This window comes from Limnobaculum xujianqingii, assembly GCF_013394855.1.
In the GTDB taxonomy this organism is placed as follows: domain Bacteria; phylum Pseudomonadota; class Gammaproteobacteria; order Enterobacterales; family Enterobacteriaceae; genus Limnobaculum; species Limnobaculum xujianqingii.
Window position 1 is genome coordinate 477,835 of the sequence record NZ_JABMLK010000001.1, and the last position, 23,682, is coordinate 501,516.

Genomic DNA, 23,682 nt, shown 5'->3' on the forward strand with positions numbered 1-23,682 from the left:
TCACACACCGTCCTGAGAGGTTTCAGTTGGTTGTGTCATTACCGGCTTATGACGACTCAAACGGTCAAACATCAGATAGATAACCGGAGTGGTAAATAGAGTTAGTACCTGACTGACCAGCAGACCCCCAACCATACAAATTCCCAGTGGGTGGCGCAGCTCGGCACCAATACCTGTACTGAGCATCAGTGGTAAGGCACCGAGTAAGGCTGCCATAGTGGTCATCAGAATAGGGCGAAAACGCAGTAAACAGGCCTGATAAATGGCATCATAAGGTGTTTTTCCCTGCTCACGTTCCGCCGCTAAGGCAAAATCGATCATCATGATGGCGTTCTTCTTCACAATACCGATAAGCAGGATGATGCCGATAATCGCAATAATATCCAGCTCCTGACCAGAAAGCATCAGTGCCAGTAAGGCTCCAACACCCGCGCTGGGTAAGGTAGAGAGGATGGTTACCGGATGAATAAAGCTCTCATACAGTACCCCAAGTACAATATACATGGTGACAATCGCCGCCAGAATTAACCACAGAGTACTACTCAACGAGGCCTGAAAAGCCAGAGTAGCCCCTTGGAACTGAGTGGTAATGTCGCTAGGGAAATTCAGATCCTGTTCAGCCTGAGTAATCGCTTTAGTTGCCTCACCTAATGAGACGCCTGCCGGTAAGTTAAATGAAACCGTGGCCGAAGGAAATTGAGCGATACGGTTAACCGATAGCGGTCCAAGTCGTTGCTCAATGGTGGCAATATTGGTTAAACGAATTGACTGACCGCTGCCATTTTTCAGGTAAATATCGTCAAAGGCGTTCAATACCTGTTGTTTATCAACTTGCTGTTCCAGCACCACCCGATACTGATTGGCCTGGGTATAGATAGTGGAGATCAACCGCTGACCAAAGGCGTTATACAGCGCATTATCAATGCTGCTCATATTTATGCCTAAACGGCTGGCTTCATCGCGATTAACATTCACATAAGCCACTAATCCCTGATCTTGCCAGTCGCTGCTGACATCCGTTAGTTCCGGCAGTTGTTTCAAACGCTCCAGTAATTTAGGCACCCATAAAGTAAGTTGATCCAATGACATGGTTTGCAGTGTAACTGATACTGAGTAAGGCTTACCCGATCTTCAATAGTTAAGTCTTGTACCGGTTGCAGATAGAGAGTGATTCCCGGAACGGCTTGTACGCTATGTTGGAGACGTTCGATAATTTTAGGTGCACGATCATCACGTTGGCTTAATGGCTTCAGATTAATTTGCAGTCGTCCATTATTCAGAGTGGCATTACTGCCATCAATACCAATAAATGAAGAGACGCTTTCTATTGCCGGGTCCTGTAGTAGAATTTTAGTGACGGCCTGCTGGCGTTCAGACATGGCTGAAAATGAGATAGATTGCGGTGCTACCAAAGTTCCCTGAATCAGGCCATTGTCCTGTAGTGGAAAGAAGCCTTTAGGAATAAACAAATAGAGCAATACGGTAAGGCCCAGAGTACCCACCGCCACAGCCAGAGTAGTCCACTGATGTTTTAATACCACAGTCAGATAGCGCCCATAACCAGCGATAACTCGTTCAAAAAAACGCTCACAGGCCAGAGAGAAACGGTTTTGTTTACGCAGAGATTCATGATTCAGTAGCCGGGCACACATCATTGGTGTGAGAGTCAGAGAGACCACGCCAGAGATCAGAATCGCAATGGTCAGGGTCAGAGCAAACTCATGGAATAAGCGACCAACCACATCCCCCATAAACAACAGAGGAATGAGTACTGCCACCAGAGAAATGGTCAGTGAGATTATAGTAAAGCCAATTTCTCCAGCACCTTTCAGTGCCGCATTTAATGGTTTTTCTCCCTGTTCGATATAACGGGAGATGTTCTCTATGACCACGATCGCATCATCCACCACAAAACCGGCGGCAATTATCATTGCCATTAATGTCAGGTTATTGATGGAGAAACCGAGAAAATACATGGCGGCAAAGGTGCCGATTAATGACAGGGGCACCGCAACGCTAGGGATAATGGTGGCAGGAACATTACGCAGAAACAGATAAATCACCATCACTACCAGTATTACCGCCAGCAACAGTTCAAATTGCACATCGTTAATTGAGGTACGAATGGTAACGGTACGATCGGTGAGTATTTGAACTTTTACCGAGGCGGGCAGACTTTCAGTGAGTTGGGGCAATACATCACGGATTTCATCGGCGGTGGTAATAACATTAGCACCAGGCTGGCGCTGGATATTTAAAATAATGGCCTGTTTTTGATTGGCCCAGGCGGCTAACTGAGTATTTTCTGCACCTTCTTCAACATTCGCTATGTCCTGCAAGCGAACGGGTGCGCCATCTTTATAGAATACAATCAGCTGGCGATAATCTTGTAACGATTTCATCTGGTCGTTGGCTGATAAGGTGGCGGAACGTGTCGGGCCGTCGAGGTTACCTTTAGCGGTATTGACGTTGGCACCGGTAATGGCTGTGCGTACTGTTTCGCTATCCAGACCGTAAGCAGCAACGGCTTGAGAGTTAAGGATAACTCGTACCGCCGGGCGTTCACCGCCGGATAAACTAACTAGGCCAACGCCGGAAACCTGAGAAATCTTCTGAGCCACGCGGGTTTCTATCATATCCCGCACCTGACTCATCGGTAAGCCATCAGAAGTGACGGCCAGAGTCAGAATGGGTGCATCAGCAGGGTTGACCTTACTGTAAATAGGGGGATAGGGTAAATCATTTGGCAGCAGGTTAGTTGCTGCATTAATTGCCGCCTGAACTTCCTGTTCTGCAACATCCAAGTCCAGATCGAGCTGAAACTGCAAGGTAATAACCGAAGCGCCGCCGGAGCTTTGAGAAGACATCTGCTTCAGGCCGGACATCTGACCCAACTGCTGTTCCAGCGGTGCTGTAATCGCCGACGTAGTCACATCGGGGCTGGCACCCGGATAGAGCGTGACTACCTGAATAGTTGGGTAGTCAACTTCTGGTAATGCAGAAACCGGCAGTGATTTATAACCCAGAATCCCGGCTAACAGCAGAGCAATCATCAGCAGCGTTGTCGCTACCGGACGCAGAATAAACTGGCGGGATGGGCCGCCACCTGAAATCATTTCATCAGGGTTATGTTCAGGGCGGTCGCTCATTTTGCATCCTGCGGCTGGCGAGGCACTTTAGTCTGAGGGACTGACAGGGATTGCGGGGTGACTACTTCAACCTGCATATCCTGTTTCAGGCGGTCAACACCATCGGTAACCACTCGTTGCCCGGTCTCTATGCCTTGGGTAACCACTACACTTTCGCCACTGCGTAATCCGACCGTGACGGCTTGTTTACTGACTTTATTGTCGCTATCAATCATCCAGACAAAGTTTTCATTATTACCGGTTTGAATGGCAGCAGCAGGGATGACGATGGCGTTATCCAGTGTATCAACCTTAATTTTGGCGTTAACAAACTGATTTGGGAACAGTTGATTATCCTGATTGGTAAAGCGAGCTTTTAATTTGATGGTGCCGGTAGCAGTATCAATTTGGTTATCCAGACTGAGTAAGGTGCCGGTAGTTATCAGCTGTTTATTACCTCGATCCCAGGCTTCTACCGACAGGCTTTTACCCTGATTGTAGGCAGGTAAAATGGCTCTCAGATCGGTTTCCGGTAAAGCGAACAACACATCAATCGGATGGGTTTGGGTAATAACCACCAAACCGGTACTGTCACCGCTGGAAACATAGTTACCCACATCAACCAGTTTCAGGCCAACCCGACCAGAAATAGGGGCAGTGACTTTACTGTATGTTAATTGCAGATTAGCACTGTCAACCGCGCCTTGTGCAGCTTTCAAACTCCCTTCACTTTGCTTAACCAGCGCTTGCTACGTATCTAACTGTTGTTGTGAAACCATATTGGTTTTAATTAGCTTTTGATAACGAGACAAATCACGTTTGGCATTGCTCAGGGTGGCTTGCATATTCAACAGTTGGCCTTCTGCCTGAGTTAGCTGTACCTGATAAGGACGCGGATCAATTTCAACCAGTAGATCACCGGCATTCACTTCCTGACCTTCGGTAAAATGTATTGCCATAATCTGGCCATCCACCCGATTGCGTACCGTAACGGTATTGGCGGCGGTAACTGTTCCGAGTCCACTAAGGTAGCGAGGAATATTTTGTACATCCGCGGTGGCAACTTGCACTGGCGGTAGCGGCATATTACGCCGTCCACCACTGGCAGGTTGGGATGATTTGGTTGCACCCGGAGCCTGACTGGTATTACTGTTATGCCAAAACAGCCAGGCTCCGATAACAAGAATCGCGATAGCAATGAGCGGTAGTGGGCGTAATAAACGCTTAGATTGCAGTGTCATAGTTAGAGGCTCACTTAAACAGCTCAATGGTGGAGCTATTACTCTGAATTAGTTGAGAATACTGTAATTTTATCAGTATAACTGGTTCAGAGAAAAAAATGATGAAGGAAATATGGAAGTTCGGTAATGAAGCGTAAGCCGGATGTCTGTTTTATGTAATGAAAAACCAGGACAGAATCCAGCTTAGCTATAGCAGCCACAGATGGTGTTATTCACACAAGAAATAGGGCAAGGTTCCGCTGGAGAACAGGCGTTTTCCACTATTCATACGGATAATCACCAAATGGGTCGATTCATGTTGTTCGGTACTGAAGCGATAGAGATAACGTTCTCCCAGCGCTTTAGGCAAGTTATCCGTATTTTCTAAAGAAACTTGAGTAGTGTTCAAAACGTAATTATTAGTTTTATTGTAGGTGTAATCAAACTGTACTTTGCGATTGATGGTGTAATTGCTGCCATCCACCAGTAAATTTCCCATAATGATGTTGTAACCTTTCCCGTCACCATCAAAATGAAATCTCATTTCAGAGGTTAGTACGGCTTCTTTTTCTTTGTTAATTTTTTCAAATAGATAGGTAGTGTTTGCCGAACAGGTGAATTTATTGTTGCTACTGGCATAAAACAGATATAAACCAACCGCCAGTAAGGCTGTAACAATTAGTGTGGCAATCACCGAAAATTTAATATTGTTCATTTCACTTTTACCACATAGAAATTGAAGCAAGAGGCATTAGATTTATCCGGATCGCTGTCGCAGACCTGAATTGACTCCCGGCGATCGTCGGCAGGAAGGCTAAAATAGACGTTTTTAGGACTGTCGCAGGCGATAGCAAATTCATCTAACCGCTTTTTCAAATTGGCTAAGTCAGTAGCTTTTTGATTGTGAATGAAAATATCACATTTCTGGTATTTTTCCTGATGATGGTAATCAGCAAAATAGCCCGGCTTGCTGGTAAACATATCTAAAGCAAAATAGAACACAAAAATAAACAGGGCGGCAACCAACGCAATTCGGGTGTAATACCACACAAAACGGCTTTTTGGTTGCGACGCAGGGGATGAATCATTGTTGCCATTGACTGTGGCAGAATTGACCAATGACTTTTTGGCAATATACGGTTTTTTCTTTGCTGTCATCACTGAAGGTTCGTTAGCTGGTGATAACTTTTAGCTCTACATCAGTGGATAGCTGTACACCATATGAGTAAGTGGTCAGTATGGGTTCAAACTCACCTAATTGATGAAAGGCTTGAGTAATATCACTCAGTTCAGAGACAACGTCTTTAGCCGTATTTATAACGTTTTCAGATTGTTGAATTTCACTGGTTAGCTGTTCAAAAGGAACAATCTGGTAGCCACTGTCAATCAAACGCAGAAATAATCGTTTAGCATTACTACTGAGCGTGCTCAACTTCCGCGGATCGTCAAGTCGACTTAATCCACCGGTAAAAGTGTTAAACATCACTCGGTCATTAATAATATAGTTATGCAAACGTTCCCTCCGGGCACTTATTTCTCAATGGTTTTTAATCTGAGATTTGGCGCATTTTACACATTAATTCACCAGATTAAAGAGAAATAATAGTGTTACATAAAGTAGGGTTATTTCATCTGAAACAGCTAATTGTTATTTATCATACTAATAGAGATGATAACTCACCTCTATTAGCATTATCTTTTGTTTTTTAAACAATATTATTCACTGTGCTCACCACCCAATGCTTCAATTAGCTCTTCAATCAGTTGGGCAACTTCACCGGTCATCAGGGTGAAATCTGCATCAAAGCGTGCAGCATAATCTTCTTTATCGATATCCTGATTTTGTTCGCGAATAGTTTCAGTAAATTTGATTCGTTTCAAACTGCCATCATCGGCAATCACAAACTGAATACGTTCACGCCATTCCAGTGCCAGTTTGGTAACCAGTTTGCCCGCTTCAATATGCACTGCAATTTCATCACTGACCAGTTCCTGAGCCTTACAGCGAATAACGCCACCGCCTTCAAGAATTGCTTTCAGTTCAGCTTCATCCTGCAGCACAAATCCTGCTGGTGCATTGCCAGAACGAACCCATTCAGTGAGTGTCAGTTCAATAGGACTTTCCAGCGTTAAAGGTACTACTGGTAATGAACCTAAGCTTTTACGCAGCAGGGCCAGAGTATCTTCAGCGCGTTTGGCACTGGCGGCATCAACAATAATCAAACCGTTAACCGTATCAATCCACAGGCTGGTTTGATTAAAACGGCTAAATGCACGGGGTAACAGACTGTGCAGCACTTCGTCTTTTAACGCATCTTTTTCAGTCTTTTTTAGTTTTCTATGTTGTTCGGCTTCTAACTGTTCAATTTTTGCCTGTAGGGCCTGTTTGATCACCGGAGAGGGTAGAATTTTCTCTTCCTTGCGGGCAACAATTAGAATTTGATTGCCTGAGGCGTGAGTTAAGGCATCACTGTGTGATCCTAAAGGAGAGACCCAGCCTGTTTTTGCCATATCCTGGCTACCACAAGGTGTAAATGTTAATGGCTTCAGCTGCTTTTCCATCTCGTCAGCAGACAGATGGGTTTCGCGACTGAGGCGATAAATCATTAAATTCTTAAACCACAACATAGTTATTTCCATTAAAAAGAGCTGAGCTCTGTATAAACATAGCCGTCATCATAACCAATCGCAAAGCCTCTTGCTGTGATTTTGGCTAATGAAACTTATGAAATAATTAGATAATGCTATTCTTTGAACCGATCATCCAATTTACTGATACCTAATCCATTCACTTTACGAACCCGAATTTGTACCGGGATACGTTCTTTCATGGCGTCAATATGGCTGATAACCCCAATGATTTTACCGCTGGCATTCAGGTTATCTAAGGCATCCAATGCAATATCCAGCGTCTCAGCGTCCAGAGTGCCGAAACCCTCATCAAGAAACAGAGAGTCAATACTGGTTTTGTGACTAACCAGATCGGACAACGCCAGCGCCAGCGCCAGACTCACCAGAAAACTCTCTCCACCGGACAGGGTACGAGTATCCCGTAGATTATCGGCCTGCCAGGTATCGACCACCTGTAACTCAAGAGCGCCGCTCTCTTTACGCTGTAACAGATAGCGACCATGTAACCGATTTAGCTGTTGATTAGCCAGGTAGACTAAATGATCCAGCGTGAGGCCCTGAGCAAATTTACGGAACTTTGCACCATCACTGGAGCCGATTAGATTATTCAGATAGGCCCAATCATCAACCTGCTGTTGATGTTGTGCAATACGCTCTACCAATGACTGCTGATTGGTGCGGCTTTGTCGGTCATTTTCCAACTGTTGGCGGATTTCTCCCTGACGGATACCGTTAGCTTTACTCTCTGCTGCCAGTTGCGTTATCTGTAAGCTGAGATCTGCAATATTACTCACATCGGTTAGGGTTTCTGGCCGTTGAGCCTGATGCTGTTGCCGCTGTTTGTTCGCTTGATTAAACAGGGTTTGTGCCTGATGCAGTGCGTTAGTGACGGTCTCTTTAAGTTCACTAAGCTGCTGGTGTAATTCCGGAGATAACAGAGCATCCAGGAAATCGGCCTGAAGGCTGAATGGGCTTTGTTGTAACGCGGTATTAAATTCATGCTCTGCACTGTCAGTTTTTTGTTGAAGTTGCTGTTGTTGAGATAACAGGGCGGAAAGCTGTCCGCTGAGCGTCGTCTGTCTGTCGTTAAGCTGCTGCCAAACGTTTCTGCTATCGGTTACCGTCAGTTCAAGAGTTTGCTGTTGTTGCTGAAGTTGCAACATGACAGCATCGGTTTGTTTATCCCCGAATAGCTGATAGCGCTGTTGTTTGAGTTGTTCTGCCTCACGTTGACAGGTTGTAAGTTGTGTCTGGTTTTCTACCGTTTGGATATTCAGACTTTCTAACCGGGTTGTCAGTGTCGCTATCTGAGTATTCAGAGTAATTAACTGTTGCTCCAGCGTTTTTTGAGCGTTGAGGTGGCTTTGCCACTGTTGCCATTCATTTTTACGCGCGTTATACCAGCCGTCATACTGTTCTGGTTGTGGCAAGGTTAGTTCATAGTGAGTCAGCGCCGTTTGTAGTTGTTCTGACAGCGTTTGATAATCTTGTTGTAGTGATAATAGGGCCTGCCCGGAAAGCTGCTGTTGCTGAGTTTTGTTCAAAACATCTTGAGCCAGTAGCGTTACCCGCTGTTGTGCTTCCTGAGTTGCATTATGCTGTTTATTGAGAAGCTCTTTTTCTTGCAACCATTGTTGCTCGGCCAGTTCAAGTTGGTTTATCTGTTGCTGTAACTGTCTCTCTTGTTGGCGAACGCTTTCCAGATAAGATTCAAATTGCTCTGTCCCGGTAAGTGACAGGTTGATATCCAATTGTTTGCAGTGTTGTTGCCATTGCTGGCTGATGTCGTCCAGCTCCAGACTCAGATTATTCATCTCTTTGGTCAGTTGGTTTTGCCGATCGCTATGCAGAGCTATTTTGCTTTTTAACTCAATTCCTGCATCGTGTAATTGCTGAAACTCGGTTTTTAACTGATTCAGGCGCTGCTGAGTGTCCGAGGTTTTCAATGCAGTATTTTCACCCACTAATGGATGCTGGGTCGAACCACATAGCGGGCAGGGTGAACCGGGTTGCAATAGCGCTCTTTCTTGCTCAAAACGGCTAATTATCAGCTCTTGCTCGGCCAGTTTTTCTACGTTGGTCAAATGGACTTTTTTATCGCTATATTGCTGACGTTTGGTAACTAAATCTCTATCGAGCTGTTTAATCACCGTCGTGAGTTCATTTAGCTGGCTGGACCTGGCCTGATGCTGCTTAGTCACCTGTTGATAACGCTGAAACAGCAGGGAAAGTGACTGTTGTCGATCTCTGGTTTGGGCAAGATTATGCTGTTGTTGTTTTAGTCCATTTAAGTCGTGCAGGGCGCGCAATTGTTGGAAGGCGGCATCATGCTTATCAAAGCTCTGTTGCAATTGTTGCAGCTGTGTCTGATGTTGTTTTTGTGACAATGTAACTTCAGTCAGCTGTTGATTGAGCCGATCGATCTCTTTTTGTTTAAGTTCTGCTGATTGCCGGGCGTTCTGTAACTCGCTATTAATACGGGTGAGCTGATTTAGTTGCTGCTGCCACAGAGGGAGGTTTTCCCCCCAATATTGATGGTGCGAGTGATGTTGGAAATAGTCATTTAGCTCCTGCTGACGACTGAGTAGCTGAAGCTGTTGTTTTAAGCTTGCATCATGTTCGCTTTGCTGTAGTTGTAATTGTTGAACAAGGTTGGTTCGAATTAATTCAAGTTGAGTTAATTGACTGACCTTATTTCCAATCTGTAAATCCAACGGCATGACTTGGGTATTAATCAGAGTGCGGGTTAACTCATGCTGTTTAAGTTGCGATGCATGCTGCTGTTCTGCCTGTTCACGCGCCCGTAAAGCAACAGCGATCTGTTGTTTGAGTTCGGTTTCGGCCTGAGTAATGCGCGCTATTTCCTGCTGGTTATCTTGTTGTTCCTGACGCAAACGCATCAGATTAGTATGCAGGGGGCGCAGTTTTTCAGCCGGTTCACTTCGCTGTAATTTTTCAAGTTGGGGCTGTTGCTGTTGCCAATTTTGCTGAGCCAGAGTTAATTGTTGCTGGCACTGTGATTCCTGACGTAGATATTCATCTTGTTTTTCCAGCCATTGCCTGTCTGCCAGCAGGCGTTCAGTTTGCTGGGTTAGTAATTTCTCCTGAGATTGCAGTTGCCGGGCCTGTTGGGTTAGCTCCTGAGTTTGCTCTTCTGACAGCAACTGTACACTACCTAACAAAGTATGCAGGGTATCCAGCTGATTTTTAGCCTCTTTGTGGGATAGAAAAACTTGCTCAGAGATGTGACCATAAATCTCTGTGCCGGTAAGCTCTTCCAGCAATTCAGCACGCTCATTCGGTTCTGCATTAAGAAAAGCGGCGAACTCACCCTGCGATAACATCATGGACTTGGTGAAACGGCTAAAGTCTAAACCGGTGATCTGGGCAGTAAGGTCGAGTTTATCGCGAATTTTATCGGTAATAATTTTGCCATCGCGTATATAGGCCAGTTCAACCTTAGGGGTTTGCAGATTACCATCCGGGCTGCCTTTTGCCCGGCGTTGGCTCCAGAATGCCCGATAGCCAATGCCTTGAACTTCAAACTCTACCTCAGCCAGCGACTCAGCTGTGTGATGAGTCATCAGTTCATTTTGAGTTGGCGTTACATTCAGGCGAGGTGTTTTATGATAAAGCGCCAGACAAATGGCATCCAGCAGGGTGGTTTTACCGGCCCCGGTAGCGCCGGTAATGGCAAACAGAGCGTTATCGCAAAAGGGTTCTTGAGTGAAGTCGATTTTCCACTCGTCTTTCAGCGAGTTAATATTTTTAAGTCGCAGGCTAAGGATACGCATCAGACGGCTCCTCCATCAACGGGCTGTTCAGTCTGTTGTTCCATTTCCTCTACCAGCGAATGAAACAGCTGACGCACTCGTTGATGTTGCTGCCGGGTGCTTTGATTATCGTCATCATCCTGTACCAGTCTGCGTTCAAATACTTCGTTTACCGTCAGCTCTGACAGCGTCTCTTTTTCCTGGCGCTGAATGGCTTGCTGAGTGAGGGCCTTACTGCGACGCAGTAATATCACCTCGACCGGTAATTGTTCTGCCATTTGCTGTATTTGTCGCTGAAGGTCATTCAGGTAAAGGCGAGAATCCACTTCAATATCCAACCAAACGGTTTTCTGTTGTTGCCGATCGCGAAAACCTTCCAGTGCCGATTTGATTTGTTCAATGTCGCCTTTAATCAGTTGCATTGGCTGAAATTGCGGTACGGTAAGTAATGTAATTTGCGGCTCTGCCGGAGAGGAAAAATCTACCATCACTACGCTTTTTTCCTGGCCGCTTTCATCAAAGCTTAAGGGAATCGGGGAACCGGAATAACGAATATATTCTGATTTGGCGACTTTCTGTGGGCGGTGAATATGCCCCAAAGCAATATAGTCTGCCGGGGGAAATGCCTGCGCGGGAAATGCATCCAGCGTACCGATATAGATTTCACGAACAGAGTCGGAGGTGGATGCGCCAACGGTGGTTAAATGCCCGGTAACAATAATCGGTAAATGTCTGGCGTATTGTTGCTGCTTTTCTTTTGCCAGTTGGTATATCTGCTGGTAGTGCTGGCTGATTGCTTCCAGCAAAGCCTGTTGTTTTTCACTACCCGATTGGCCCGCCTGGCTGGAGAGTACATCTCTGGCTCGAATAAAGGGAATTGCACACACCAATGCACCAGGCTCGCCCTGAGCGTTATTCAAAACGATAAGCTGCTGTTCAGGCTGTTGTGCAACGCTGGCGATGACCTGAGTATTGAGGTAGGTCAGTAGTTCCCGGGATTCATTCAACATCGCAACAGAGTCATGATTTCCACCCAATACCACTAACTGACAGCCGGTTGGTTGCAGTCCCACAATAAACTGATTATAGAGTTCCCGGGCATAGCTGGGAGGAGAGGTAGTATCAAAAACATCACCCGCGACAATAATGGCATCAACCTGATGCTCTGCGACTTTTTCGGTTAACCAGCGCAAAAATTCTGCATGTTCAGCCGCTCGGCTTTTGGTAAAAAAGTATTGTCCAAGATGCCAGTCAGATGTGTGAATAATGCGCATGAATCCTCTCTGTCAAAAAATAGCCATATGGTGCGCTATGGTTATTGGGGATTATACGCAGCAGAGATGGTCAGCACTACCTTAGTGGACGCTTCTATTAACAGAAAACGTTGTTAACGTAATAAAAGTGTCATATATCTGTAGCATAATGCCAATGCACTATAATCCAGTGTACTTTAGGTTGCAGATGTATTGACAAGATTTCTGGTGTTTCTGCAACTCAAATTATTAGGGTATATAATCATTCAACTCGCATTGTGTTGAGAAAAAACAACAAAGAGCAGAGCCCGCATGATAAAACGCATACTGGTGGTTGAGGATGAAGCACCTATACGGGAAATGATTTCTCTTGTTCTTGAACAACATGGCTATCAGGCCATCGAAGCTGCGGATTTTACCGCGGCGCAATCTTTACTTATTGAACCTTTTCCCGATCTGATCTTACTGGATTGGATGTTGCCGGGCGGATCCGGCATTCAACTGATTAAATATCTGAAACGCGACCCTCTGATGAAAGCCATTCCGGTGGTGATGTTAACTGCCCGGGGAGAAGAGGAAGACCGTGTACAAGGGCTGGAGTCCGGGGCGGATGACTATGTCACTAAACCTTTTTCTCCTAAAGAACTTCTGGCGCGCATTAAAGCTGTGATGCGCCGAACGTCACCTATGACCGAACATGAATCTTTAGTATTTGATGGCTTAACCCTGGACCCATCATCCCATCGGGTTATGGCAGACGATAAGCCACTGGATATGGGACCTACGGAATACAAACTGCTGCATTTCTTTATGAGCCATCCTGAGCGGGTTTATAGCCGTGAGCAACTGCTTAATCAGGTATGGGGTACTAATGTGTATGTTGAAGATCGAACCGTTGACGTATTTATTCGTCGCTTGCGTAAGACGCTGGAAGACAGCGGTTATGACAAGATGCTGCAAACCGTACGCGGTTCAGGCTATCGTTTTTCAACTCGTTTTTAAGTTAACTGGTTAGGGACTCGCCTGTGCTAGAACGCCTGTCGTGGAAGAGAATTGTCATTGAGCTGTTGCTGTTTTGCCTTCCGGCATTGCTGTTAAGCATTTTTATTGGTCATCTGACGCTGTTACTGCTGATTTCGGCACTCTGTGCCTTGTTGTGGCATTTTTATAATCTGCTGAAGTTATCTCACTGGTTATGGTTGGATCGCAGCATTATGCCTCCACCAGGTCGGGGAAGTTGGGAACCGTTATTCTACGGCCTGTATCAAATGCAGCACCGTAACCGCCAGCGCCGTCGTGAGCTGGCTTCACTGATTAAACGTTTTCGTAGCGGTGCCGAATCGCTACCTGATGCCGTGGTATTGAGTACCGAAAGCGGACATATTTTTTGGTGTAATAAACTGGCTCAACAAATGTTAGGGTTTCGCTGGCCGGAAGATAACGGCCAGCATATTCTTAACTTGATTCGTTATCCGCAATTTACCGAGTTTATTAAACGCAAACAATTTGATGAACCACTAACGTTAAAATTCAATAAAGGTAGCTATATTGAATTTAGAGTAATGCCTTATGACGAAGGGCATATGCTGATCTCCGCTCGTGATATATCACAAATCAGGCAATTGGAAGAGGTTCGTCGTAAATTCTTCACTAACGTCAGTCATGAGTTGAAAACGCCGCTTACCGTGTTGCAGGGCTATATTGAAATGCTGGGAGATGACGATACCCGTCCGGAGATTCGCCATAAAGCGTTGACCAGTATGAAGGGCCAAACGGAGCGCATGAGCAGTCTGGTTAATCAATTACTGACGTTATCGCGTATTGAAGCCGCTCCTCGCTATGCGTTAAATGAAAAGATTAACGTGCCTGTTCTATTGGATAATCTTGCGCGTGAAGCCAATATTTTAAGTAACGGCGAACATCAGCTTCATTTTGATGTTGATACCAAATTGCAGGTGTTAGGTAATCAGGAACAGCTTTACAGCGCAATGTCCAATCTGGTGTATAACGCTATCAATCATACGCCGTCCGGAACGGATATTTATGTCAGTTGGGCATTAACGCCTCGCGGCGCTCAGTTTAGTGTGAAAGATAATGGGCCAGGCATTGAGCAACAGCATATAGCCCATCTGACCGAGCGTTTTTATCGTGTTGACCCATCGCGTTCCAGTCTGACCGGAGGCAGCGGCTTGGGACTGGCGATAGTTAAGCATGTGTTGAATCACCATGATTCCCAGTTGAGTATTGAAAGTCAGTTGGGGGTAGGCAGTGAGTTCAGATTTGTGTTGCCGGGAAGGTTGGTGGTGGGTAATTAGTTGTTTTGGCGTTTAATTAGATAACAGGCCTGTTTTAACAGGCCTTTATGAACGAAAGTTAATCGACGGGAGGGACGGGTGTTGGGGTCGACTTGGCGTAAGCCAACGAAGTGCCCCTAACCCGGCCAGGCCCGACGCACTCTGCTCCTGAGTACAAACGCCCATCCGTCCGGGCACCATGCCAATATAGGTATATAGCCTTTACGGACGGAATATCCTCTGAAGTTAATACTGTATTTGCTTTACTATTTAGTCGCCGCCTTCATCCCCTTAACAAACTCCGCCAGTTTCTCCAGCATAATCTTCGGCTGTTGATGGCTTTGTTCGATAATCTTCACAATGGCTGAGCCAGAAATGGCTCCTGCGGCTCCACTGGTGAGAGCCGCTTTTACCTGTGAAGGTTCTGAGATGCCAAAACCCTGAATCGATGGTGCTGCGTTGTACTCTTTCAGTTTAGCAACCAAATGCTCTAATGGCAGATGTGCTTTGTTCTCGGCACCGGTCACGCCAGCACGTGAGAGCAGGTAGGTATAACCACGACCATGAGTAGCAATTTGGCGTAATAGCTCGTCATTCGCGTTAGGTGGGCAGATAAATATTGGCGTAATATTATGGCGCTGTGCTGCCAGACGGTATGGTTGTGACTCTTCCAGTGGAACATCAGCAACCAGTACGGAATCTACACCTACTTTTGCACATTGCGCATAAAACTCATCAATACCGCGACTAAACACCAGATTGGCATACATCAGTAAACCAATCGGAATATCAGGATGTTTTGCCCGAATTTTGCCTAATAATTCAAAGCAAAGTGTCGGCGTCACTCCTGAAGCAAAAGCACGCAAGGTAGCACTTTGGATGGTTGGTCCGTCAGCCAGTGGGTCAGAGAACGGAATGCCCAGTTCCAGAGCATCAGCGCCTGCGGCAATTAAGGTATCAATAATTTCCAGCGAGAGTTCCGGGTTTGGATCACCCAGGGTAACAAAAGGAACAAAAGCGCCCTGGTTGTTGGCAGCCAGACGTTCAAATAGTTGTTGATAACGATCCATCAGATTTCTCCCCGCGCTTTTAAAATATCATGAACTGTAAAAATGTCTTTATCACCACGACCGGATAGATTGACCACCAGGATTTGTTCTTTTTCCGGTTCTGCGGCAATCATTTTTAGGGCATAAGCCAGGGCGTGAGAAGACTCCAGCGCAGGAATAATTCCCTCATGGCGGGATAGCTGTTTAAAGGCATTCAACGCTTCATCATCAGTAATTGAAACGTATTCTGCACGACCAATGCTGTTCAGGTGAGCATGCTGAGGCCCAACAGAAGGGAAATCCAGGCCAGCAGAAATAGAGTAGGACTCTTCAATCTGACCTTCACTGGTTTGCATCATTGGTGACTTCATACCAAAATAGATGCCAACGCGGCCGTGTTTTAATGGGGCACCGTGTTGTCCGGATTCAATACCTAATCCCGCAGGTTCAACACCAATCAGTCGAACGCTGGATTCCTCGATGAAATCAGCAAACATACCGATAGCGTTAGAGCCGCCGCCAATACAGGCAATAACCGCATCCGGCAGACAGTTTTCACGCTCTTTCATTTGTTCTTTGGTTTCTTCACCAATCATTCGTTGGAATTCACGTACGATGGTTGGGAATGGGTGTGGACCCGCAGCAGTACCCAGCAGATAGTGCGCGGTTTCATAATTACCAGACCAGTCGCGCATAGCCTCATTACAGGCATCTTTCAGGGTGGAAGAGCCGCTGTGAACAGAAATAACCTCTGCTCCCATCAAACGCATTCTGAAAACGTTTGGTGACTGACGCTCAACGTCTTTAGCTCCCATGTAAATCCGGCATTTTAAACCCAGTAAGGCACAGGCTAATGCGGCTGCAACTCCGTGTTGACCAGCACCAGTTTCGGCGATGATCTCGGTTTTACCCATGCGTTTTGCTAAAAGTGCCTGACCTAGTACCTGGTTGGTTTTATGAGCACCGCCATGTAATAAATCTTCGCGTTTTAAATACAGTTTGGTTTTGCTTCCTGCCGTCAGATTACGGCATAGGGTTAACGGCGTCGGGCGACCTGCATAGTTTCTTAATAAATCCTGAAACTCTGCATGAAATGCCGGATCCCGCTGAGCGCTAACAAAAGCCTCTTCCAGTTGCTGTAATGCAGGCATCAGGATTTGGGGTACATACATCCCGCCAAATTCGCCGAAATAGGGGTTAAGTAATGTCATGTTATATCCCTTAGTCTTCCACTTTTGTCATTATTAATAGTTGCGTAGTATGCTAAATACCGCGTTGATTTTGGTAATGTCTTTATGGCCAGGCTGGCTTTCCACTCCGGAATTAAAATCCAGTCCCAGGCAGCCAAGACCGGCTGCTGCTGCGGTATTACCCGTGTTTAATCCACCGGCTACCATCACATTGCTCAATTCCTGGTCCTGCAATACTTGCCAGTCGAAAGTTTGTCCGGTACCACCGGCACCGTTATCCAGCAGGTAGCAATCAACCTGAGAATCATTCAGTTCTGGCAGTTGGCCATCAACCGTTTGCGCTTTCCAGATCAGGCAACTTGCCGGTAAGCGTGAACGTAAGTCATGAATATAGTCGCTATTTTCATTACCGTGCAGTTGAATGGCAGAGAGATTAAGCCGCTCAACTGCCAGAAAAATGGTTTCGGTCTTAGCATTACTGAATATGCCAACCCACTTTAATGGGGCTGCTGCGGCAACTTTTTGAGCCTGAACTAAATCAATATAACGAGGTGACTTGCCAACAAAAATTAAACCACCGTATACGGCACCGGCATGATAAGCGGCCGCGGCATCTTCAGGTCGGGTTAATCCACACACCTTATTCGCACCGAAAAGAACACGGCGTACAGCCAGATCCAGATTTTCTTCTGACATCAGTGCGCTACCGATAAGGAAACCATCCGCGTACTGACTAAGCTCACGTACTTGCTGGTAGTTATGAATACCGGATTCGCTGATAACAATAGTCGACTCGGGCAGTTGTGGTGCCATGGTACGAGTACGATTCAAATCGATAGAAAGATCGCGTAAATCCCGATTATTAATACCCACGACACGGGCCTGTAGATCAATGGCGCGCTGCAATTCGCTTTCATTACTGGCTTCTGTTAACACACCCATATTGAGTGAATGTGCAACGGCGGCCAGTTCGACATATTGCTCATCATCCAGTACCGAAAGCATCAGCAGAACGGCATCTGCATGATAGAAACGAGCCAGATAAATCTGATATTCATCGATAATAAAATCTTTGCACAATACCGGTTGATGAACCTGATTGCTTACCAGCGTCAAATAATCGAAGTTGCCTTGAAAGTATTTCTCATCAGTTAATACAGAGATAACTGAGGCAAAGTTACGATAACTTTCAGCGATAGCCCGTGGATCAAAGTTTTGACGAATCACCCCCTTAGATGGGGATGCCTTTTTACATTCCAGAATAAAAACGCTGTTATCACTGGTTAATGCCTGGTAGAAGTTACGCTCGCTGGGAATAACTTTATGACGAAAGCTTTCCAGCGGCTGTTTTTGACGACGTTCTGCGACCCAGACCTGCTTATCACGAACAATGCGCGTTAATACGGTTTCTTGCATCATTTATCCTCTTGCCGCCAGGGCCTGAACTCTATCGAAGGCAACACCACTACTAATCACATCCATTGCCTGTTGCGCATTGGTACGCAGATTTTCTTGTCCAAATAATCTCATTAATAATGCCACATTTGCCGCCACGGCAGACGCGTGAGCAATTTCACCTTTACCTTGTAACAAGCGAGACAAAATGTCACGGTTTTCTTCAGGTGTCCCGCTTTCAAGGTCAGACAGCGAATATTGCTTCAGACCAAAATCCTGATGGGTTAACTGATAGCATACAATTTCACCGTCACGCAGTTCAGCAACCTGAGTTGGAGCGTGGACGGCAACTTCATCCATTCCACCACCATGAACCACGGCAGCTTGCTGATAGCCAAGCACTTTCAATGCCTCAGCGATAGGACGAACCAGTTCCGGGCTGTAAACACCAATCACGGCTTTTTTCGGGCGCGCCGGATTAATTAACGGACCCAGTACGTTAAACAACGTGCGGGTTTTTAGCTGCTGACGAACCGGCATGGCGTGACGAAAGCCAGCGTGGTATTGAGGAGCAAACAAAAAGCAGACGCCTACTTCATCTAACGCCTGACGAGAAACATCGGCCGGTAAATCCAGTTTAATGCCCATTGCTGCCAGCAGGTCGGAAGATCCTGAACGGCTGGAAACGCTACGGTTACCATGTTTAGCAATTTTGATACCACAAGCAGCGGCAACGAATGCGCTGGCGGTTGAAATATTAATGCTGTTAGTGCCATCACCACCGGTGCCAACAATATCGGCAAAATCGTAATCCGGACGTGGGAAGGGCACCGCGTCAGCTAAAAATGCGTTTGCAGCACCAGCGATTTCATCCGGCGTCTCCCCGCGAACTTTCATGCTAATCAGTGCAGCAGCCAGTTGTGAGGGTTCTAAATCTCCATGTGCAATGCTGCTAAAAAGCATTTGGCTTTCCTGCTGAGTCAATGATTCGGCACGGAATAATTTATTAAGAATTGATTGCATCATGTCTTGTGTTTGCATTTTGGTGTTCGCCGTTTTTATTAATATTTGTTTCTTTGCCAGGATGCTTTCGGTTGGTGAAAAGCGTCCATAAAAAAGCCCGCAAAATGCGGGCTTTTGGCTATTTGCTTTATCAGATGACAAATTAGTGCAAGTAAACCGCCCGCTAAGGGAGGAGTCGCCACCAACGATTTGCTAAAATATTTAATGTCATCATGATATTACCTATGTGTTGTTGTGTTAGTTATTTACTGCATCTGTGTACTAGTAAACTAGTTTTATGTATCGCTGTCAATATATTTAAGCCAGAAAAACAAAAATATTTTTGTTCTTTCAGTTACAACGGCTTGTCAGTCAAAAAATAAAATAAATACATTTATTTTTCATATAATTAAAATATTCAGGATAGTGCCCATTCCAGTGTTTGATCTAACAGGCGTGCACCCTGAGTGGTTAAAATGGATTCAGGATGGAACTGAAAACCACATACCCGATGCCGATCGTGGCGAACTGCCATTACCATCTGATTAAAATGTGCGTTAACGGTGAGTTCTGAAGGAATTTCAGTGCCCACCAGTGAATGGTAACGGGCAACGGGTAACGGAGATGGTAACCCTTCAAACATCGCTACACCGTCATGAGTAATCAGAGATGATTTTCCATGCAGAATTTCACCAGCCTGACCAACGGTACCACCATAGGCTTCAACAATGGCCTGATGTCCCAGGCAAATGCCAATAATGGGTAACTTGCCAAGCAGGGCTGAAAGTAATTCTGGCATACATCCCGCTTCTGATGGTTTACCTGAACCCGGTGAAAGCATTAGTACCGGATTATTCATTTGTTCAATTTGTTGAATAATCATATCGGCAGGCAATTGGTTGCGATAAATCGTTACCTGATGACCACTGGCCCGAAGTTGATCCACCAGGTTATAGGTAAAGGAGTCGATATTGTCGAGCAATAGGATATCAGCCATTAGAAAATCTCCTTAACCTGATGGGCACTGGCAATCGCGCGTAGAACGGCTCTGGCTTTATTACGGGTTTCATCCGCTTCTGATTGTGGGTTTGAATCCAGAACAATGCCGGCACCGGCTTGAATGGTTGCAATACCGTCTTCAACATAGGCAGAACGAATAACAATGCAGGTATCCAGATCGCCATGGGCGGTCAAATACCCCACAGCACCACCATAGCTACCACGACGAACACCTTCATATTGAGCAATCAGCTGCATTGCACGAACTTTAGGCGCACCGCTTAAGGTTCCCATGTTCATACAGGCCTGATAAGCGTGCAGTGCGTCCAGATCCTTTCTCAAAGTACCGACCACCCGCGAAACCAAATGCATCACAAAAGAATAACGGTCAACTTCGGTTAAATTGGCGACATAGCGACTACCTGCTTCACAAATACGGGCTAAATCGTTACGGGCTAAATCAACTAACATGATGTGCTCCGCCAGTTCCTTGTGATCGGTACGCATATCTAACTCAAAGCGACTGTCCAGGTCTTTATCCAAGGAACCATCAGGCTTACGTCCTCGTGGGCGGGTACCGGCAATAGGGTAGATCTCAATTTGACGACTGTTAGCGTCATATTTCAGTGCGCTCTCAGGAGATGCACCAAACAGCGAAAATTCTTCATCCTGCATAAAGAACATATAAGGGCTGGGATTGCTCTCTTTCAGGGTTTGATAAGCCGCCAGCGGAGAAGGGCAAGGCAAAGTGAAACGGCGCGAAGGCACCACCTGAAAAATATCGCCACAGCGAATTGACTGTTGTAGCTCACGAACAATATCTCCGTATTCTTCATCGCTGCGATCGCAATTTAATTGCATACTATCGAGTGCGGGAGCCGTTACTGGTGAAGCCGGTGCACGTAACTGTTGTTGAATTTCAATCAGTCGAGATTTTAATCTCTGTTGTTCAGTATTGTCCTGCGTAAACAGACTGGCCTGAAGGCGCGAAACACCATTTTGATGATCGAGAATCAGTAGCGTTTCTGCCAGATAAAAACAGAAATCAGGACAGCGGCGATCGCTTTCCAGAGTAGGAAGGTTCTCAAAACCTGCCACCAGATCGTAGGCAAACAGACCACCCAGGAACATAGCTTCACGCTGATCCTGAGGAACATTAACCAGAGTAAGTAGTTGGCGTAATGAATCAAAAACTGAGATGGATTTTAAGCGGGTATCTTCATCCTGTAGCGCATCAATCTCAGGATAAATCAACTCACGTTGTCCTGAACTGATACGGTTTTCCACCTCTTTTGGTAGCTGTTGGTCTAATAGGGCTAGCAGCGCATTACCATTTTCTGTCAGTGCCCGGAACGTAACCCGGCGGCCTTCAGCGGCAATTCGCAGTGCGCTATCAATTACCAACAGGCTCTTCAAATTTTGTTTACTGTCGACTTCAGCCGATTCCAGCAGCAAAGTAGACGGGCGATTATTACAAAACTGGGTAAAAATAGCCGTAGGATCGTCACGATATGGCGTCTCTGCGGTCAATAATAATATCGTTGGTTTCTGTGTTTGCATGTTGTACGCCAGTATTAGTTAGTTTCTGTTGATTATCTATCAATTCTCGGGCAATAAAAAAGCCCGCAGTTTGCGGGCTCTTGGGCTATTTGCTTTATCAGATAACAATATGGTGCAAGTAGGCCGCCCGCTAAGGGAAGTCTCGCCACCAACCTGTTAATACCATAGGATATGTCATCATGATAATTGCCTGTATAAATCATTTGTTCTTGTGTACTAGTAAACTGGTTTTTGTCGTAGGTGTCAACTGCTTTACTCAAGAAAAGCGAAAATTATTCTGATTGAATCAAAAGAAGTGGCGACAGGATTGCAGTCAAATGTGTTTATCAGGAAAAAGTTATAAGCATCAATAAGCCGAAAAATCTGATAATATCAGCTCCTCGTCTGGTCAGAACCAGTCCGTTCACTTTCTGCTAAAGAGTCTTCTGTGAGTACAACACTATCCTTTTCCGAATTACCGCTGGATAAAGCGCTAATTGATAACCTGCATGAGCTGGGTTATGCACAAATGACCCCGATTCAAGCCGCAGCGCTGCCCGTTATTTTGCAAGGGAAAGATGTGGTTGCACAGGCAAAAACCGGTAGCGGAAAGACAGCTGCGTTTGGTATTGGGCTGCTGTCTGCTATTCAGGTTGATGCTTACCGTACCCAGGCATTAATACTTTGTCCTACCAGAGAACTGGCCGATCAGGTCAGTAAAGAGCTTCGACGTCTGGCTCGTGCCATTGCCAATATTAAAGTACTAACCCTGTGTGGTGGTCAGCCAATGGGAGCACAGGTAGATTCACTGGCTCATCCTGCTCATATTATTGTTGGTACTCCGGGGCGAATTCAGGATCATTTACGTAAAGGAAATTTGACCCTGAACGATCTGAATATTCTGGTACTGGATGAAGCCGACAGAATGCTGGATATGGGTTTCTCTGACGAAGTAAATGATATTATCAGCCAGACGCCGTCTCAACGTCAGACGCTGTTGTTTTCTGCTACTTATCCTGCGGATATTGAAAAAATGAGTGAGCGAATTCAGCGTTCTCCTCAGCGAATTATTATTGAATCGGTGGATGACCGGGTTCATATTGAACAGCAGTTTATTGAAGTTGCTGCACAACAGCGTATTAGCCTGTTGCAAAAAATTCTCTCCAGCAATCAGCCTGAATCATGCGTAGTGTTTTCCAACACTAAACGCGACTGTCAGGAGATAGCTGAAACGCTCAGTGCTGCGGGTAGTAGCGTTTTGGCACTGCACGGTGATTTAGAACAGCGGGATCGGGAACGTGTATTAGTACAATTTGCTAATCAAAGTTGTCGTGTGTTGGTGGCAACAGATGTAGCAGCTCGTGGATTAGATATTAAGGATCTTCCATTAGTAGTTAACTTTGAGTTACCTTTTGATCCTGAGGTATATATTCATCGCATTGGTCGAACCGGTAGAGCGGGCGCTCAGGGAATGGCCATTAGTTTTTGTACTGTGAATGAGTTACAGCGAGCCCATGCTATTGAAGATTATCTGTCTGAACAGTTAGAGTGGAAACAGGCAGAACGTTTTAATCATAGTGATATTCAGCCAGTAGTTTCGAATATGCTGACGTTAAGTATCGACGGCGGGCGTAAAGCTAAAGTTCGCCCGGGAGACATTCTGGGGGCCTTGACGGGTGATGCGGGGCTAACCGCTGCTGATGTTGGTAAGATAGCTATCTTTGATACTCAGGCTTATGTGGCCATTCGCCGCCAGCGTGCCAGATTCGCCCTTGAACAATTGCGTAATGGAAAAATTAAAGGCAAAAATTGTCGGGTGTGGTTAATTAAATAATTTTATTGTTATGACATGAAAAAGGCTAAGGATTTTAAATGAGCGAAATAACTATTGTTGCAACACTGACTATTAAAGCAGATTTTCAGGCTCCCTTAATGGATGCACTAAAAAAACTGGTAGATAGCAGCAGAGCGGAAGAGGGATGCCTGCAATATGATTTACATCAGGACAATCAAAATCCGCTGGTTTATGTGTTTATAGAACGCTGGGCATCACAGGAAATACTGGATATCCACAGTAAATCACCTCATTTTGTCTCCTTTGGCCAATTTACCAAAGGTAAAATCGAATCGCTGACGATTAACTTGATGTCAAAAGTCTATTAATTTTCTGAAGTGATAAAAAAACCCGCATTATGCGGGTTTTTTATTT

General features: G+C 45.6%; 14 protein-coding genes, 4 pseudogenes and 2 other annotated features. Of the genes and pseudogenes, 4 read left to right on the top strand and 14 right to left on the bottom strand.

Annotation, left to right across the window (positions count from 1 at the left end; translation table 11 throughout):
- From GOL65_RS01880 to sbcD, 8 genes and pseudogenes are all read right to left on the bottom strand, one after another.
- Positions 1-3,116, bottom strand: a pseudogene (locus GOL65_RS01880) (MdtB/MuxB family multidrug efflux RND transporter permease subunit).
- A gap of 29 nt (positions 3,117-3,145) precedes the next feature.
- A pseudogene (locus tag GOL65_RS01885) lies at positions 3,146-4,369 on the bottom strand (MdtA/MuxA family multidrug efflux RND transporter periplasmic adaptor subunit).
- A 208-nt stretch (positions 4,370-4,577) separates the two neighbouring features.
- Positions 4,578-5,063, bottom strand: coding sequence for a FidL-like protein (locus GOL65_RS01890; protein WP_140918537.1), 486 nt, complete (start codon positions 5,061-5,063; stop codon positions 4,578-4,580).
- Positions 5,060-5,506 (bottom strand): hypothetical protein, encoded by a 447-nt coding sequence (locus GOL65_RS01895; RefSeq protein ID WP_179038128.1) that lies wholly within the window; start codon positions 5,504-5,506, stop codon positions 5,060-5,062. The genes GOL65_RS01890 and GOL65_RS01895 overlap by 4 nt, the downstream gene beginning before the upstream one ends.
- Before the next feature lie 13 nt (positions 5,507-5,519).
- The gene (locus GOL65_RS01900; protein ID WP_140918539.1) at positions 5,520-5,861 is read right to left on the bottom strand and encodes a hypothetical protein; all 342 of its coding nucleotides are present in this window, start codon (positions 5,859-5,861) and stop codon (positions 5,520-5,522) included.
- 203 nt (positions 5,862-6,064) lie between these two features.
- A complete protein-coding gene (gene rdgC, locus GOL65_RS01905) occupies positions 6,065-6,976 on the bottom strand; it encodes a recombination-associated protein RdgC (protein ID WP_179038129.1) in 912 nt (303 codons plus the stop codon).
- 116 nt (positions 6,977-7,092) lie between these two features.
- On the bottom strand, positions 7,093-10,773 hold the full coding sequence (locus GOL65_RS01910; protein WP_140918541.1) for an AAA family ATPase: 3,681 nt from the start codon (positions 10,771-10,773) through the stop codon (positions 7,093-7,095).
- The gene (gene sbcD / locus GOL65_RS01915) at positions 10,773-12,026 is read right to left on the bottom strand and encodes an exonuclease subunit SbcD (protein WP_140918542.1); all 1,254 of its coding nucleotides are present in this window, start codon (positions 12,024-12,026) and stop codon (positions 10,773-10,775) included. Before sbcD ends, GOL65_RS01910 begins: the two co-directional genes overlap by 1 nt.
- A gap of 291 nt (positions 12,027-12,317) precedes the next feature.
- Here sbcD and phoB point away from each other — a divergent pair, with 291 nt between their 5' ends.
- Positions 12,318-13,007 carry a phosphate regulon transcriptional regulator PhoB gene (gene phoB / locus GOL65_RS01920; RefSeq protein WP_140918543.1) on the top strand — a complete coding sequence of 230 codons (690 nt, stop codon included), beginning with the start codon at positions 12,318-12,320 and terminating at the stop codon, positions 13,005-13,007.
- 23 nt (positions 13,008-13,030) lie between these two features.
- A complete protein-coding gene (gene phoR / locus GOL65_RS01925) occupies positions 13,031-14,320 on the top strand; it encodes a phosphate regulon sensor histidine kinase PhoR (RefSeq protein WP_140918544.1) in 1,290 nt (429 codons plus the stop codon).
- A gap of 245 nt (positions 14,321-14,565) precedes the next feature.
- Here phoR and trpA read toward each other — a convergent pair whose 3' ends face one another.
- From trpA to GOL65_RS01955, 6 genes and pseudogenes are all read right to left on the bottom strand, one after another.
- Positions 14,566-15,369, bottom strand: a complete 804-nt coding sequence (gene trpA, locus GOL65_RS01930) for a tryptophan synthase subunit alpha (RefSeq protein ID WP_140918545.1) — start codon at positions 15,367-15,369, stop codon at positions 14,566-14,568.
- Entirely contained in the window at positions 15,369-16,559 is a 1,191-nt protein-coding gene (gene trpB / locus GOL65_RS01935; protein ID WP_140918546.1) for a tryptophan synthase subunit beta, read from the bottom strand. The genes trpA and trpB overlap by 1 nt, the downstream gene beginning before the upstream one ends.
- A 33-nt stretch (positions 16,560-16,592) precedes the next feature.
- Entirely contained in the window at positions 16,593-17,954 is a 1,362-nt protein-coding gene (gene trpCF, locus GOL65_RS01940) for a bifunctional indole-3-glycerol-phosphate synthase TrpC/phosphoribosylanthranilate isomerase TrpF (protein ID WP_179038358.1), read from the bottom strand.
- A 3-nt stretch (positions 17,955-17,957) separates the two neighbouring features.
- Positions 17,958-18,953, bottom strand: a pseudogene (gene trpD / locus GOL65_RS01945) (anthranilate phosphoribosyltransferase); the annotation flags it as partial.
- Positions 18,954-19,043: 90 nt separating this feature from the next.
- Positions 19,044-19,146, bottom strand: a sequence feature (Trp leader region).
- 216 nt (positions 19,147-19,362) lie between these two features.
- Positions 19,363-19,932, bottom strand: a pseudogene (locus tag GOL65_RS01950) (glutamine amidotransferase-related protein); the annotation flags it as partial.
- Positions 19,932-21,494 (bottom strand): anthranilate synthase component 1, encoded by a 1,563-nt coding sequence (locus GOL65_RS01955; protein WP_140918548.1) that lies wholly within the window; start codon positions 21,492-21,494, stop codon positions 19,932-19,934. The pseudogene GOL65_RS01950 and the gene GOL65_RS01955, both read right to left, overlap by 1 nt.
- A gap of 53 nt (positions 21,495-21,547) precedes the next feature.
- Positions 21,548-21,651 (bottom strand) — a sequence feature (Trp leader region).
- A 270-nt stretch (positions 21,652-21,921) separates the two neighbouring features.
- Between GOL65_RS01955 and dbpA the strand changes: the two genes are divergently transcribed.
- Positions 21,922-23,307, top strand: coding sequence for an ATP-dependent RNA helicase DbpA (gene dbpA / locus GOL65_RS01960; protein WP_140918549.1), 1,386 nt, complete (start codon positions 21,922-21,924; stop codon positions 23,305-23,307).
- 38 nt (positions 23,308-23,345) lie between these two features.
- Entirely contained in the window at positions 23,346-23,636 is a 291-nt protein-coding gene (locus tag GOL65_RS01965; RefSeq protein ID WP_140918550.1) for a putative quinol monooxygenase, read from the top strand.
- Positions 23,637-23,682 lie beyond the last annotated feature (46 nt).